Consider the following 15,287-nt stretch of genomic DNA (forward strand, 5'->3'; position numbering starts at 1 on the left):
CATTGAAGGTAGTCCTGGTTGATAACCACGACTCGTTTACCAATAACCTGGCTAGTTATGTGCGCATGGCTGGCCAGGAGGTTGTGGTTGTCGCCAATGACGCTGATCTCGGCGGGCTAGATTTCGCCGCTTTCGTGCGCCAGGCTGGCTTCGGTGCGGTGATTATTTCACCGGGGCCGGGCACGCCGGACAATCCGTCGGATCTGGGGCATTCAGCAGCTGCGTTACACGTTGGGCTGCCGGTGTTAGGGGTGTGTTTAGGCCAGCAGGCCATGGCTTGGGCAGAAGGTGGCTCGGTGGTACGTGCACCCGAGCCATTTCATGGTCGCAGGAGTCGGATTACGCACGACGGTACCGGGTTGTTTTCCGGTATTGACGCGGATTATCAGGTGGTGCGTTACCACTCGCTGGTGGTGGCCGACGACGTCAACAATCCCGTTCCGGAATGTTTCCGGGTTACCGCCCGTACCGCAGATGCGGATAACTTGGTGATGGGGTTAGAACACAAGCACAAACCGTGGTGGGGTGTGCAGTTCCATCCAGAATCCATCGCTGACGCGCACGGCATGGGAATCGTGCGTAATTTCTTGCAGCTTGCCGCAAGGAATAGGGCCTCTGGTGATAATACCAGTCGTAATGATGCTAGTCGCGATAATGAATCAGATTCAGCGCGTGCAGAAGTTGCCGGACTGGAGATTTCCGAATCGACACTTCCCGAATCGCAACTTTCCGGTCCCCATAGTGACGAGCCGAATACAACGGACACCCAGCCGTGGCTGATTTCGCGAGCTTTTCCGGCACGAGCGCTGACCACCGACCCGATGCGTGCCTATGAGCATTTGCAGGGGCAGCGCTGGTGGATCGAAGATGGCTCTGGGGCAATTTGCATGGGGGATGATTCTGGCCCGCTTGCTCGGCATATTAAGGCTTCTGTTGTACGCGGGGAAGTAGAAATTTCTCGCCCTGGCGATACCGGGGAGCAGAAAAGCCAGGCAATGTACCGCGAATCAGTGTTCACGACCATTGAGCGGCTGCTGCAGCACTATTCCTCTGTGCAACCACCAGTGCCTGGGTGCGAATTTAGCTTGGGCTTGGTCGGCTACTTGGGCTATGAGCTCAAAGCGGACTGCGGGTATTCTGCACCCCACGCGCGTGAGGATTTTCCGGACGCACAGCTGTTGTGTGCAGATCGCGCACTAATTCTTGCCGACGACCAGTGCTACGTGGTGGCGCTGTGCGAAGATACCGAATCGGCTGCCGTGCAACAGGCGTGGGTGGACGCCATGCTCGCGGAATTACAGGAAGCTAATTTTCAGGTTCCTGCGCACGCTGACCGGTCTGTCGGGGTGGAACAAACCAGCACTACAAAGAAGCAAGATACCGCGCAGCAATTACATTCGCGCGCGGAATACCTGGAACTGATTCGGCAGTCCCAAGAACTCATTGCAGCTGGTGAGTCCTATGAAGTGTGTTTGACCAACCGGTTGACGATGCCGGTCGCGGGGTATAACGCAAAAGATGCCTTCGCTTATTTACGACAACATCATGCGTCGCAGCGTGCAGGCTTGCTGGAATTTGTTGATTTCGGGCTAGCGTCGACAAGCCCGGAACGCTTCGTGCGCATCGCGGGCGGTGTGGTGACAAGCAAACCCATTAAAGGGACCCGCCACCGGGGAGCTGATGCTGCTGAAGATGCAGCCCTGGCAGAGGATTTGCAGATGGCAGAAAAAGACCGCGCGGAAAATCTGATGATTGTGGATCTAGTGCGCCACGATATGAATGCAGTTGCAGTGCCCGGCACAGTAGAGGTACCGAAGCTATGGGACGTGGAATCATTTCCTAGCGTGCACCAGTTGGTTAGTACGGTATCTGCCCAGTTGGGAGAGGTCAGCCCAGTCGCAGCGGTGCGCGCATTGTTTCCTGCTGGTTCCATGACGGGCGCTCCGAAAAAGCGCACGCTGGAAATCATCGACCGGCTGGAAGGCAGCCATCGTGGTGCTTATTCCGGGGCTTTTGGCTACTTCTCGTTTAGCGGAGCGGTGGATTTGTCGATGACTATTCGCACCCTGATTTTTGAAGGTGCGCAAATGAGCTATGGAGTGGGTGGGGCGATCGTATCCTTGTCTGACCCGGAAGACGAATATGCCGAAACTCAAGTGAAAGCCCGGCCGTTGTTCGGGTTGCTTGATAGCGCGCGGGATCATGGCCATATATCTGGCCTGCCACAATGAGGTCACCGTAAAGAGATTTAATAAGTTTGCCTTGCCTTGTTTATTAAAATAGCCTGCACTAAATTTGAGTGCGGTAATTTTGAGTACTCTACTCTAGCTGGATGCTTTCCTGCGTAGGAGTGCCTGACAAGGAGGGCTTCGTGAAATTTTCCCACATGCGACAAATAATCGTGACATTAGTTGGGGCTGCAATACTAGGTGTGATGACCGCATGTGTTGCTGATGATCAAGCACAGTCTGGCCCTGCCACTGCGGATGCTGCCAATGAGCAACGCGTCGTTGTTCTGAACACTGGGCAGCTGGAGAATGCGTTGCAGCTTGGTGTAGTTCCAGTAGGTACTGCTGTCGCGAAAAATGCTGATGCTATCCCAACCTTCGTTCACGAGGAATATGGGGACGATGTTGATCTGGACGGGATCAAAGTTGTTGGTGAACGAGCAAATCCAGATATTGAGGCAATTGCAGCACTGAAACCAACGCATATTTTTGCCAATGAACGAACTGATTCGGAGATCGTGGCAAAGCTCGAGCAGATCGCACCTGTGACCTTGGGGAAAGGTGGTGGCGAAAATTGGAAAAATGATTTCAAAGTACTTGCGGAAGCACTGGGCAAGACTGATGAGTATGACAAACTCATGATGAACTACGAGCAGCGCGTACATGCGCTTGACGAAGCAATCGAGGGCGGCGTAGGTACGATTTCGCTGTTACGGCCAAAAAATAACGCATTTAATATATTCGGGGTTGAATCCATGGCCGGAATTGTGGTTGCAGATGCTGGATTGCAGCGCCCGGAAAGCCAACAATTTACGGATAAATCCAGCCATGATATCTCTGCCGAAGAGCTGGGGCTGGCCGATGCTGACTGGATCTTCTATGGCGTGGTCCCGGGCAGCCCTAGCCCTACAGAGACCTCCTTATGGGCGAGCCTAGGTGCGGTAGAAAAAGATCAAGCCATTGAGATAGACAACGATGGCTGGTTTCTGAATGCTTCTTGGCTGTCGGCGACTCTAATCCAAGATGGATTGGCTGAGCACCTGACCGACAGTGCGGTGCTGCCAAAGCGAGCGTCATAGCTATCAGATATTAGTGAGATTAGGCAGCATTCAGCTGTGACCGAGACTCTGGCATAATCGGGCAGGCGATGAAGATCCTGGATTCTTACCTCATTAAAGACGGCCGCGTGGTTGGCCGTGAAGCCCACGAGCACCGATTTAGCCTTGGCGCGCGCGAGGCCGGACTGGACCAGTGGGACATCGAAGCCTTCTTACTGCGGGTACGCGATGAGCTGCCGGATGATGGCACATATTTCCCGAAAATAGAAGTTGGTGCAAGCGGTGCCCTTCGTTGGCAATTGCGGCACCCACCTGCATTGCGCAGCACCACGGAGCTGTATATTCCGACTGAACAGGACCAGCGCGTACACCCGCGTGTAAAAGGCCCTGATTACGGCTATTTGCAGCAGTTGCGTGAGCAAGCTCGTACCGTGGGTGCCGATGATACGCTGTTGCACCGCAATGGGAAAGTATTGGAAGCAGCGAATGCTGCGATCATGTTTTTTCCGGGGTGGAAGCAGGAGACTGACAGTGCAGCGGGTGTGGCAGGTCTCACGCCAGATAACGGTGCACCAGCAGATCCGAGTGCAGCGCCGCACAAAATTGCGCTACTGCCACCAGAGCAAGCCCAGGTCTTGGCGTCGGTGACAGCCCACAGCAGCGTTGATGCCCTGCAGAGCGCGGGTTGGCAAGTCCACCGCGGGGTGTTGAGCCTGGCAGAGGCCTTGGAAACGCCGGCGTGGGTGGGAAGCTCATTGCATGGCTGGACTCGGCTGACCGCGTGGCGCACTGATGCCGGGCGTCGGCAAGCGGTTGCCGCTCCAGACCCGACATCGATTAATCGTGCGTTATGGGAGCACGCTAGCTAGCCAGGCAACGGTACCGCCGGGTCCGGCCTGGCGGCGGATCCGCAGTGCCGCTAGATCCGGGCTGCTGTGCTGGACCCAGGACGGAAAGCTAATCGGATGCTGGAAAGCTAATTGGAACCGGTGTTGCCGGGCTTTGCGTTTTCCTTGCGGGATTCCGCTAGCTGGGTGCGGGCTTTGGACAACCACTCTGGCTGGTTTTGCAGTAGCTGTTTGATCTCGGCAGTCGTTAGCGCTTTATCCAAGTGGGTTTTTACCGCGTTGACGGAGACACCAAGTTTCCGGGCCACCTCAGCGCGTGGGTGTGGGCCTTCCAAACGTAATTGCTGCAGCCACTCTGGTGGCTCGTGCTGCAATGAGCGCAGCTGCGCATGGCTGATACCGCCGTTTTGAAATTCCGGTGGGCAGGCAGGTAGATGAATGCCAAGTTTTTTCGCCGCGGTCTGCGGTTTCATGGCCGTGCTGGACGGGGTGGCAGCGTCGGCACCACGAATCGTGGTATCAGCGGTGGCGGTTTGGTCGGTGCTGTCGTAGTTATTGTGATCAGTGCTGATCTGATCGGCGTTAGCGGTAGAGTTATTGCTTTCGTTCACACCTGCACACTACAACACGGCACGCATATCAACCCAGCACGCAGTCGCCGATGAGCTTATCGATCGCGCGTACATCCAACTTGCGACCGATTTTGATCTTGACGTGTCCGGCACGAGTCCAGAGTTCAATTTCCGCGTTGAAGTCCAGCGTCCCAGCGTTTTCCGTGGACCACATATTGATCGCGGAGTACGGCAGAGAATACATCTCCACTTTCTTGCCACGAAGGCCTTGTGAATCTCGGACAATCAGCCGCTTATTGGTAAAAACCGCACTGTCGCGGAAGGTCTTGAAAGCAACGTGTGCTTGTTCGCCGGTGGTCAGGAGTGCGTAGACATCGTCTGGGATTGGGGTTTCTTCAAACAGCGTCCATTCGGCAATCGCTTTGAATTCCACGGGAGTCCTTCCTTAAGGTGTTCTAAGTTCTCTTACTATATTCCAACCGCGGTAGCATGGCCGTCATGTTGCACCTCGTATTCGCTACCGGAACCGAACCAGGCAAATGGTTCCAGCGATTTCAACGCGATACCCCGCACGGACTCAAAGCAGTGGCGGCGGATGATCCTTTCGCAATGCTTGCTGACGGTGCGAGTGCCGACAGCGTCGCGCATGGCGTTGTCAGTGCAGCTGATAGTTGCGAGCTAGCACTGATGCGGTTACCTGATTCACGCATCGACGAAGCCACAATCGGGCGAGAGTTTCACGTCGTCAAGCTTTATACCGAGCAATGCGGGATAGCGGTACCGAAAGATAGCGTGTTCGCAGAAGTTGGTGAGCCCGTCGGCCCGCGAGACATCGAAGGCGAGATCATTAACTTTGTGGCAGAAGAATGCGGGCCTATAAACGTCGACAAGCTTAGAGAAGCCCTGCAGGTGGTTGCTGCCAATGTCGGGGCGGCGATCGGGCCGCTGCCGTTGTTGAAAATGCTGTCGAAAAACCAGATTAGCGTGCTGCCGTACAACGGTGAATATGTCGGCGATAGCGAACAAGTAGGGGAGCACTCCGGCGGAAAGGCTACCGTTCCGACGACCGAGATCGCTTTGGTGTGGAAAGTCGCCGCGGACGGGGATGCGATTCAAGATTTTGTTGGGATCGCGAAGGGGCGCAAATCCGGGTCAACTCGACACCGGGCGGTGAAAGAGACGCGGCACAAAGGCGGGCAGAAAAGCGTCGGCAAGCATAAAAACGCCATGCATAGGGGCAACAAACCGAAGCACGCAGGAAAAGGAGCACGGCCCCATGGGAAAGCGCAGGGAGGGGCATGCAAAAAGAAACGCCAGTAAAACCGGCTGTATAAAACCGGGTGTAAACTGGGCGGCTGATAAAGGCGAAATGTACTTCCCGCATTGCTGCGAGTCGTACCAATCTATCCAGTGAACTCGACTTTTCTAGTGAATTCGACACAGCTACGGAAGGACCAACAGCAATGTCCGATGACTTCAACCTGCGCCCCATCCGACCAGACGATTATCCACAGGTACGCGAAATCTACGAACTTGGTCTAGAGACCGGCCATGCTACTTATGAGACGGAAGCGCCAACCTGGGAGCAGTTCACCCGGCTGAAGGTCATGGAGACCGTCTTTGTGGCCGTGGAAAAAGACAATGATTCCACAATTTTGGGATGGGTTTCGGGCGCGCCAGCCAGCCACCGCCCGGCGTTTCACGGCGTGTTGGAGGATTCCATTTATCTGCATCCGGATGCACAGGGGCGCGGCGTATCCGGAGCGCTGTTAGATAAGTTGATTGAGGTGGCAGAAGAACTGCACAAGTGGGCCATTCACGCGTGGATTTTCCCGGAAAATGAAGGCTCGGCGAAGCTGCACGAATCCCGTGGCTACGAAAAGGTGGGAACGTTTAGTCACATGGCGAAAATGACCTACGGTGAGCGCGCCGGGGAATGGCGCGATACCGATGTGTGGGAAAAACTGCTGACGAAACCAGACGAGAAATAATCGTGCTGGCTGGCGCTAGTTAATGCCCCGCCAGCTGGCGTTAACCTATACCCCGGAACGTCACGATCGTGCCGGGGCTTAATTGTGCCATCTTGTCGACGGATGCGCTGGTCAACACCCCAATGACTGGGTAACCTCCGGTGATTGGGTGATCAGCGCCGAAGGCCACCGGGTGTCCACTGGGCGGAACCTGCAGGGCGCCGCGCAGCGCCCCTTCGGAAGCCAGCTCACCGTCGTGGGCCCGCTGTAGTGGCCGAGTTGCCTCGAGATTCACACCGATCCGGTCGGAGTCAGACGAAACCCGGAAATCCTGGTTGAACAGCTCTGATGTATCTGCGAACCAATCCTGGCGCGGCCCAAGCACCACCTCGAGAACCTCGCGTGCCTGCGGCACGAATTGAGCGGGTAAATGCTTGGTCCGCGGTAGGGCGGGGGTGGCGATGCCAGTATTCGTCGGCAAGCTGGCTCCAGGTTCAATGGGGGCAGGTCCGATGCCGGAGAGCGTATCCGTGGCGACGGAACCCAGCACAGGTTCGACCGCGAAGCCACCGGTGACTGCCAAATAAGCGCGCAGCCCGGTACCGGCCTCCAATCGCACGGTCTGGCCTCGCTGAATATCAAGAACCGTGTTGGTACGCATTCGCCGTTTGTCGACGACGACATCTGCATCAGTGCCAGTAAACACGATGCGTACCGCGCGCTGTGCGGTGACCTGAAAGCCGCCGAAGAGGATCTCAACGACGGCAGCGTTTTCATCGTTACCGAGCATGCGGTTGGCACGCCGGGCAGCACCACGGTCAAATGCGCCGGAAGGGCCGACACCCAACCCGGAATATCCACTGCGCCCGAGATCCTGAAAAGTTGCCTGTGGTCCGGTTTCTAGCACCTTTAGCATGTTTTCTCCTGGAATCGCACGGTATCACCGGGTTGTAGCAGAGCTGGCTGGTCGCGGTCTAAATCCCACATGCGCTCTTCGGTGGAACCGATTAACTGCCAGCCACCGGGTGAACTTTGTGGGTATATGGCGGAAAAGCCTCCGGCCAGCCCTACAGAGCCAGCCGGAATGGAGGTTCGCGGTTGGCTGCGGCGAGAGATTTCGGCAAACACCTGGGCATGTGGGCTTTCTGGGGCCGGGCGCAAGTATAAAAATCCTGGTGCGAACCCGGCGAAGGCGGCTGTCCAGGTGGTTTCGGTGTGCGCTGTGATGAGCTGTGCTGGGGTGAGGCCCAGTTCGTCGGCAAGTTCGTCTAAGTCCGCGCCGTCGTAGGTGACCTCGATGGTGTGTGCAGCGCCAGTTTCGCTTGTCGACGCCGCGCTATCGAGCTCGGGCAACGTGATTTCCTTGGGGTCGCGGTCGAAGGCGACGAGCAGGGTGTGTGCTGCAGGAATCACATCCACGATCGCTTCGAGGTTGTCGCGTTCGAGTTGTGTCTGGTAGGCGAGAACCTGGGCGAGGGGATCATCGTGGTCGCTGAAATCGATCAACAAACCGCGGTCGCCATAGGGGATTAGCATATTGTGATTCCCTCCTTCTTCAGCGCTGCGATGATAGCTTCGACGATTTCCAGTGCTTTGGCATTGTCGCCATGGACGCAAATGGATTGGCCCACAACCTGGACTGGGTTGCCGTTGACAGACTGGAAAGACTGCCCAGTGGCAATCGCCAGGGCTTGGTTGACGACGGTGTCGACGTCGTCATGCACTGCACCCGGTTGTTTCCTGGGAACCAGCCGACCTTCGTCGGTGTAGGCGCGGTCGGCGAAGGTTTCTTCGATGACCTCGAGCCCGGCCGCGCGAGCTTCACCGACGACGGGGGTGCCGGACATGGCCATGAGTTTGAGCTGTGGGTCGACGGCCAATATTCCGCCGATGACAGCCTCTGCCTGGTAGCTATCGGTGGCCATGCGGTTATAGAGCGCCCCGTGTGGTTTGACGTAGCTGACTTCCGCGCCGACGACGGCGGCTGCAGCTTTGATAGCGCCAAGTTGGTAAATGGTTTCTGCTAGTAGCTCTTCGGCGTTGTAATCGATGAAACGACGGCCGAAGCCGGGTAGATCCCGGTAGCCGATGTGTGCGCCGATGCGGACGTCACGCTCGTGGGCGGCTTTGACGGTATCGAGTAATACCTTGGGGTCACCGGCGTGGAAACCGCAGGCGATATTGGCGGAGCTGACCAGGTCCAGTACGGCATTGTCGTTGCCCATGGTCCAGTTGCCGAAGCTTTCGCCGAGGTCGCTGTTGAGGTCGATGTGCAGTCCGGTGGTGTTGGATGCATGAGCCATCGTTGTCATCTCCTGACAGTGTGTTTCTGTTTGGGTGTGCTGCTTTGGGGTGTTGTTGCGGCCGTTGCCTGTGGGGATCAGTGATTGGCGGGTGCTTAGAACACGAAGTCCCAGACGCCGCCGAATGAGCGAATGGCAAGGAACCAGGCGATAACCACGCCGATCATGCCCAGTCCGATCAGCCAACGTGGGTAGTTGTATCCGAACAGCAGATCTTTTTGGCGGAACACAGCGACATAGATGATCATCGTGAAGCCAACCGGAAGCACTAGGCCGTTGAACGCGCCGGCGAATACTAGCAGCGCAGCAGGGGCAGAACCAACGAAAGCGAAGGTGGTACCTGATGCCACGATGAAGACGATAGTGACGATGTTCTGTGCTTTACGCAGGTGGTCTTTCTTCGGGATGATAAACGTCGCCGAGGTATACGACGCGCCGATGACTGAGGACAAAGCCGCGGCGAAGAGCACGGCGCCGAATGCCCGCATTCCGAAATCACCCGCGGCGGCCTGGAAGGCCTCTGCTGCTGGGTTGTCGTCGATATTCAACGCGATGCCACCTGCGACTACGCCCAGGATGGCCAGGAAAAGCACGAATCGCATGACGCCGGTAAGCACAATGGCGGTCACCGATGCGCGGGTGACAGCCTTGACATTTTCTGGACCGGTGGTGCCGGAATCAAGCATCCTATGTGCTCCGGCGTAGGTGATATACCCACCGACGGTTCCACCGACCAGGGTGGTGACTACGACCCAGTCGATGGTTTCTGGCCAGACAGTTTGGGTCAGTGCTTCGCCAACTGGTGGTTGGGAGACGAAGGCGACGTAGATAGTCAACGCAAACATGACGACGCCGAGAACCACCAGGATCTTGTCCAGGGCGGCACCCAGGCGTTGGATAGAGAAGATGATGATGGCCAGGCCTGCGGTGATCAAGCCGCCGATCTTGGCATCAATGCCCAGTAAAGCGTTTAACCCCAGCCCGCCACCGGCGATATTGCCGATGTTAAACACGAAGCCGCCGATACCGATCAGTGCGGTAAGTAGGTAGCCAAGACCCGGGAATACGACGTTGCCGAGTTCTTGGGCGCGCAGGCCGGAAATGCCGATAACGCGCCAGACGTTCATCTGTACTGCGATGTCAATGATGATCGAGACCAGAATCGCGAACCCAAACGCGGCGGCGAGCTGGTTTGTAAACACGGCTGTTTGGGTCAGAAATCCCGGACCGATGGCAGAGGTAGCCATCAAAAAAATCGCACCCATCAGAATGCTGCGGGTGGATGCGGTCGCTGCTGCCTGTTTCAGGTTTGGCTGCGATGGGTTTGGCTGTGATGGGGTAGTAGCCGACTGAGAGCCGGAACCGGCTGCTGTGGTGCCGCCGTTGCTTGCTGGTGACATGTCTGGATCCTTGCTCTTCGGAGGGGTGAATATGTGTGGCATAGATCAGCGTTGTTGATGATTGTTGAACAACGATAGCATAACTGTGTGTTAACTCACGAAAATAGTATATGTGGCGTCGGAGCGTCGGTATACGCCCTTGTTCAGGGCCTCACCGAATGCTGGGTATGCCCGTACAGTAACTTGTTAGCACCAGTTTGCTAGCACCTGTAAAGTCGATAAAATTACTATGCATGATCGCTGATTCTTTGGCGCGCGAGATTACTCAGCGCATCACGCGCGGGGATCTCCGCCCCGGCCAACGTTTGCCCGAAACCCGCCTTGCTCAACAACTGGATTGTTCCCGGAATTCCTTACGTGAGGCCTTTCGCTTTCTGGCTAATGACGGGCTTGTCGTACACATTCCCAACCGGGGAGTATTCGTACGCACCCTGACGGCCGAAGCAATCAGCGAGATATACACCTACCGCCGGATTGTCGAATGTGCTGCGGTTGCAGAATCTGATTTGGATGCCATTGACCTGTCCAGCCTGGACATGATTATTACCGAAGCGCGCCGGGCTGCCGAGCATGATGATTGGCATGTCGTCGGCAGCCTCAATGCACAAGTGCATCTGGAATTGGTAGCACTAGCAGGGGTACACCGGCTAGTGGAAGATATTCGCCCGGTGATTGCCCAAGCACGCATTGCTTTTTTGTCGCTGGCACAGCGCGATATTCATGAACCATTCATTTCCCGAAACGAGGAAATCATCGAATTACTACGCAAGAAACAGCGTGACGACGCCGTCGTTGCGCTGCGCAACTTGCTGAATACCGCGCAGCAACACGTGCTGGAACGCCTGGAATCCTAGATGCCGTTACACTAGATGCATGATGTTCCGACGCTATCGCCAAAACCGCCTGTTGCGGCAGCCGGACCCGTCGTTTCCTAGCTTGAACCGGAAAGATGCCGACCAGTTGCGCTCGTCGCTGCGTCGTCAGTTGGCAGCTGAGGGCGCGTCAATTCGTTTCGACGGCATGGCAGCGACCATTGAACACCCGCGAAGGGGGCGGATGTCGGTGCGCCTGGATGATTTGGTGCGCCAAGTTGCAAGCTCGCAACACCCAAAAGCAATCCCGAATTTGGCGGCATCGTTTATGACTGGATTAGACGACGGTACCTACATGGAACAGCTGGATACCGCGTCGTTGTATTCGCGGTTGCGCCTGCGTTTGGTCTCGACGCGGGATTTGAGCGCAGAAGAACACAAGATCATTGACGCTGCCACGCTGTTTGATTTCACCAACGACACCTCTGCAACGATTGCGCTGGATACCGCATCTTCCATTCAGACGATTGCGTTAGAAAAGTTGGCTGAGATCGATGATGTCGATGCACTGGAGCGTGCCGCACGGACGAACCTGCGCGAGGAATTACGCAATAGTGACATTGACGTGCAGTTTCACAACGGGCCCGTGGAATCGCCTGGTGCATCGGCATGGACGTTTGAATCGAGTTCGCATTATCTTGGCTCGGCGCCGTTGTTGCTCGAAGAATTTATCGATATGTGGGCCCCAGAGATCGATACCACCAATGGTCTATTGTTTTCTATGCCAACCCGGCACCTGTTGCTGGTCCGTTCGGTGACCGAGGGCACGGATTTGCTGGAAGGTATTTCACGTATGGCGCCGGTGGCCGCCCAAATTGCGGATAGTGCAGAATCCACGGTGTCACCATTGGTGCATGTCTACGACGACGGGGAAATCACCACGATTTCCAATTGGACTCCCGGTAGCCAGCAAATTGAGATCGCGCCCAATACACACATTATGAACCAACTGATTAAAGGCGGTTTTGACCCACAGGCGGCGATTGAATCAGGTGGTGGCGTATGGGAATCTGGTGATTTGCCACCATTGCCAGATGATTTTGAGCTGCCGGATACCCCGGCCGATATTGATGACGTCGATGGCGATGACAATGGCGAACCTGGGTTCGGCGATGATCGTGGCTTCGGCAATGACCACCCGCGTTGGGATACCTAATTGCCAGCATCAAAAATTGCTAGCATCCGCGAGGAAATATGTGGCCGAAAAGGTTAAACCCGAAGCCGAAATTTACTTCCGCCCGCGGTAGAAAGCACTGGGGATTGCCCGCTGGGCAAGCAAAAGACCTGGAAGCAGAGCTAGAGACGACTCTCGGTGTTGCCGGAATTGGGATGCAGACTACAGGCCGCAAGATTCATCTGCGGTGGCGGGAAGGCCATGAAACGAGCAGGGATTTAGCGCCCTTGCTAGAAAAGATATCGGCCGGTGCGCCTGTGCAGTCAACCGTGGATGTCTTTGTCTCGAATATCATTCGCACCGAGACTGACACGGTGGCGCGTGGGCTGAGTCTCTCTGAACTTTATCGCGGGGCGTATTTGCACCTGGATGCCAAGCGTGGTGGAGAATGGGGAAGTTTTAGCTTCGACCTGGCTCGGTATCTGGTGGTTGGTAATGCTGGTAGCTATCTCCGATTGCCAGCACACGTCGTACGTGACATTGATGACGATATTCCCACGATTTTGGGTATTGCTCGCCGGAATCTTTTCCAGGCTTTAGATAATGCCGAGGTAGACGTACAACGTCGGCGTAGTGGGCCTGGTGGGGAATTTGCCTATGTGCTGCGTTGCTCGAGCCCGCACTGGTCGTCTGCTCCGATATTTTTGGATTGGTGTGTGCAGCGTTTTATCCCTGGTGAAGATTTCAGTGCGGGGATTCTATTTGCTGTCCCACAGCCAGATATGGCGTTGTTTCGCCCGGTGACCTATGGCGATGATCTGGCAGAGGGGATGGCCACGATGGCAGGCGCGGCGTTGACACTTTTCGCTTCTGATAAGCGGGGCATTTCACCGCGCCTGCACGTCAGCGTTGAAGAAGAGGTTCATACGATCTCTGATGTGACAGATAACAGTTATCTGCTGTACCCAACGGATTACCTAGCATCCCGAATTAAGGGGACCTAGGTGTGAGTGAACCGGTGTGCACATGTCTGCAGGTTAGTCGCGTACCCAAGCACCGATGACACCGGGTATTACCGGACGACGTTCACCGAGCAATGCTTTTTGGTTGCCTTCTCGTTCGACCGCAGTGGTGACAGCTTTGGCTCGGCCTTGTGCGGAGTTTTTCGCGGCACCGGATTGCGGTTGCCCAGCACCACCCATCATCGGCGTCATTCCACGCCCCATGTGCCCGGAGTTAGAGCGCGGGGAATTCCCTGACTGGGAATTACCATTGCCGGAAGCAGAATTTCCGTGTGGGTTATGCCCGCCGTGGTTGCCGGATCCGTTGCCGGAGCCACCGTGGTTTCCGGCTCCATTATGGGATCCATGAGAACCGCTGTTCGCGCCTGGTCCGGCGTGTCCGTTGTGGGCTCCTGGTGTGCCGGATGTTCCGGGATGTGCGGCTCCACCGGATCCTCCGGTTCCGCCAGCATAAGGAACAGCTCCGCCCGAGCCGATGGGTCGGGCACTGAAAGATCCACCGTGGTTGGTTCCGATAGCGCCGGTTTGAGGTAGCCCTGGTGTGTTTATACCGCGAGAGACACCTAGTGGCGTACCAGAATGCCCGCCGCCACGACTTAAACCGTTGCCGGTGGTGCCATTTCCGATACCCTGTATCCTTTGTCCGCTGAGGCTTGTGTTTGGCGCACCACCGACAGTGGATGGGGTGTGTCCAGCAGCTCCCGTAGTAATTGGGGCAGAAGCGTTTCCGGTACCTAAAACACGAGATGCACCAGCATTCGGGGAATTGTTCGCTGGCATTGTGCTTGGTGCACCGTCAAAACGATTGAGTCCTGGTGAAGCTGCGGGGCCGTGTACAGGAGAAGGTACTCCTGCGTGCTGGGCATTTACTGGATTCGTGGCTGCTGCGTGGGAACCAAAACCTGGTGCAGGTCCGTTGGCTACCGCAGGATTGGCAGTGGCAGCAGCATTGGTGGGGAGATTGGACTCGCCAACGTTGGAAAGCTGAGCTGCACCGTCATCTGCTGCGGCAAATGTTGCCTGGTTTGGTCCGTAATCCGCCACAACTTGCTGGACTTCACTGGGAAGTTGTACTGCATTGCGCGCTTGTTCTGCATTAGAACCTGCAACTTCTGGTGCGATCGCTTCGTTTCCACCGCCGCTTGCTTCGAGGTGTGGAATGCTGAGACCAAGCAAACGGGGGACTGCTGGCTGTAGAGCCGCGCTGAATTGCGCAGGGAATAGGTTTAAATATGCTTCTTCGATCGCTTTACCATGTTCCGATGCTTGTTTCAGATTGACCGTGGCTTGCACAATTGTGGTGGTTTTTCGCGTGGTCTCAATGGCATGGGCCAGGTTGTCGATGGTTCCCTTCATGATGTGGGAGTTGGCGTTGAGAATGCGACCAGTTTCTGCGAAGCCGCGGAGTTTTTCTGCGCCGGCAGAAATGGATTCTCCATAGTTGTTGGCCTCGAGTTCTGCGGCTACGTCTTCTAGCCCATCAGAAATTTCGGCAGCAGTATCACCAAGTTTTTGCCAGAGGCCGGCGTCATGATGCGCAGCAGAATCAACTGTAGACGAGAAATAGCTGGCCAGCAGGTTGATATCTGGTACGCGACCGATAACTGGACTATTGATTCCCACAGGCGCAGTTTTGGCGGATGGCTCAGCTGCAGTGAAGAAGTTGATATGTCCGCCGGGCCGACCGGAGTACATGTGGGTTAAGCTACTTGAAAGAAATTCGTCTTGCTCATTGACAGCATCTGCCAAATTGTGCAGATTGTTAGCGGCCCAAGCAATCTTTTGCTCTAGTGCGTTGAATTCGTCCACGGCCGAACCTGGGTTGCCCGCAAGTGTCCTTCCGTGTTCTGCGGCGAGGAATCCGAGGCCCGGGATCTGTGAAAAGGCTGCTGAGAGTCGT

The 15,287-nt window shown here is 56.0% G+C and carries 15 protein-coding genes; 8 read left to right on the top strand and 7 right to left on the bottom strand.

The genetic code is table 11. From position 1 onward, the window contains the following. Positions 1–2 precede the first annotated feature (2 nt). The 3 genes from QP888_RS05405 (at position 3) to QP888_RS05415 (ending at position 4,155) form a co-directional block, all read left to right on the top strand. The gene (locus QP888_RS05405) at positions 3–2,231 is read left to right on the top strand and encodes a chorismate-binding protein (protein ID WP_284812484.1); all 2,229 of its coding nucleotides are present in this window, start codon (positions 3–5) and stop codon (positions 2,229–2,231) included. Between the two features lie 140 nt (positions 2,232–2,371). Further along, the gene (locus tag QP888_RS05410) at positions 2,372–3,307 is read left to right on the top strand and encodes an iron-siderophore ABC transporter substrate-binding protein (protein WP_284812485.1); all 936 of its coding nucleotides are present in this window, start codon (positions 2,372–2,374) and stop codon (positions 3,305–3,307) included. Positions 3,308–3,375: 68 nt separating this feature from the next. Then, complete coding sequence (locus QP888_RS05415; RefSeq protein ID WP_284812486.1) at positions 3,376–4,155, top strand: aminotransferase class IV; 780 nt, start codon at positions 3,376–3,378, stop codon at positions 4,153–4,155. Positions 4,156–4,262: 107 nt separating this feature from the next. Here QP888_RS05415 and QP888_RS05420 read toward each other — a convergent pair whose 3' ends face one another. Continuing rightward, positions 4,263–4,607, bottom strand: coding sequence for a DUF5997 family protein (locus QP888_RS05420; RefSeq protein ID WP_284812664.1), 345 nt, complete (start codon positions 4,605–4,607; stop codon positions 4,263–4,265). Between the two features lie 166 nt (positions 4,608–4,773). After that, positions 4,774–5,139 (bottom strand): PH domain-containing protein, encoded by a 366-nt coding sequence (locus QP888_RS05425; RefSeq protein WP_284812487.1) that lies wholly within the window; start codon positions 5,137–5,139, stop codon positions 4,774–4,776. A 65-nt stretch (positions 5,140–5,204) separates the two neighbouring features. Here QP888_RS05425 and QP888_RS05430 point away from each other — a divergent pair, with 65 nt between their 5' ends. Together QP888_RS05430 and QP888_RS05435 are read left to right on the top strand one after the other, a co-directional pair. After that, a complete protein-coding gene (locus tag QP888_RS05430; RefSeq protein WP_284812488.1) occupies positions 5,205–6,026 on the top strand; it encodes a type 2 periplasmic-binding domain-containing protein in 822 nt (273 codons plus the stop codon). Positions 6,027–6,169: 143 nt separating this feature from the next. Further along, complete coding sequence (locus QP888_RS05435) at positions 6,170–6,697, top strand: GNAT family N-acetyltransferase (protein WP_284812489.1); 528 nt, start codon at positions 6,170–6,172, stop codon at positions 6,695–6,697. A 40-nt stretch (positions 6,698–6,737) separates the two neighbouring features. On the opposite strand, the gene QP888_RS05440 is transcribed toward QP888_RS05435, so the two are convergent. The 4 genes from QP888_RS05440 to QP888_RS05455 all read right to left on the bottom strand — a co-directional run bounded on the left by QP888_RS05440 (position 6,738) and on the right by QP888_RS05455 (position 10,244). Beyond that, on the bottom strand, positions 6,738–7,592 hold the full coding sequence (locus tag QP888_RS05440) for a 5-oxoprolinase subunit C family protein (protein ID WP_284812490.1): 855 nt from the start codon (positions 7,590–7,592) through the stop codon (positions 6,738–6,740). After that, on the bottom strand, positions 7,586–8,212 hold the full coding sequence (locus tag QP888_RS05445) for a 5-oxoprolinase subunit B family protein (protein WP_284812491.1): 627 nt from the start codon (positions 8,210–8,212) through the stop codon (positions 7,586–7,588). Before QP888_RS05445 ends, QP888_RS05440 begins: the two co-directional genes overlap by 7 nt. After that, the gene (locus QP888_RS05450; RefSeq protein ID WP_284812492.1) at positions 8,206–8,979 is read right to left on the bottom strand and encodes a 5-oxoprolinase subunit PxpA; all 774 of its coding nucleotides are present in this window, start codon (positions 8,977–8,979) and stop codon (positions 8,206–8,208) included. The genes QP888_RS05445 and QP888_RS05450 overlap by 7 nt, the downstream gene beginning before the upstream one ends. Positions 8,980–9,074: 95 nt before the next feature. Then, the gene (locus QP888_RS05455; protein WP_284812665.1) at positions 9,075–10,244 is read right to left on the bottom strand and encodes an NRAMP family divalent metal transporter; all 1,170 of its coding nucleotides are present in this window, start codon (positions 10,242–10,244) and stop codon (positions 9,075–9,077) included. A gap of 368 nt (positions 10,245–10,612) precedes the next feature. On the opposite strand from QP888_RS05455, the gene QP888_RS05460 reads away from it, so the two are divergent. From QP888_RS05460 to QP888_RS05470, 3 genes are read left to right on the top strand one after another with little or no spacing between them, the layout of a single operon-like run. Next, a complete protein-coding gene (locus tag QP888_RS05460; RefSeq protein WP_049148217.1) occupies positions 10,613–11,233 on the top strand; it encodes a GntR family transcriptional regulator in 621 nt (206 codons plus the stop codon). Between the two features lie 19 nt (positions 11,234–11,252). Further along, positions 11,253–12,407: a hypothetical protein gene (locus tag QP888_RS05465; RefSeq protein WP_284812493.1), complete on the top strand. Its 1,155-nt coding sequence runs from the start codon at positions 11,253–11,255 to the stop codon at positions 12,405–12,407. A 38-nt stretch (positions 12,408–12,445) separates the two neighbouring features. After that, entirely contained in the window at positions 12,446–13,369 is a 924-nt protein-coding gene (locus tag QP888_RS05470; protein ID WP_284812494.1) for a hypothetical protein, read from the top strand. Positions 13,370–13,402: 33 nt separating this feature from the next. Here QP888_RS05470 and QP888_RS05475 read toward each other — a convergent pair whose 3' ends face one another. Further along, complete coding sequence (locus QP888_RS05475) at positions 13,403–15,196, bottom strand: hypothetical protein (RefSeq protein WP_284812495.1); 1,794 nt, start codon at positions 15,194–15,196, stop codon at positions 13,403–13,405. Positions 15,197–15,287: the final 91 nt, after the last annotated feature.

This window comes from Corynebacterium sp. MSK297 (assembly GCF_030232885.1).
GTDB lineage: Bacteria > Actinomycetota > Actinomycetes > Mycobacteriales > Mycobacteriaceae > Corynebacterium.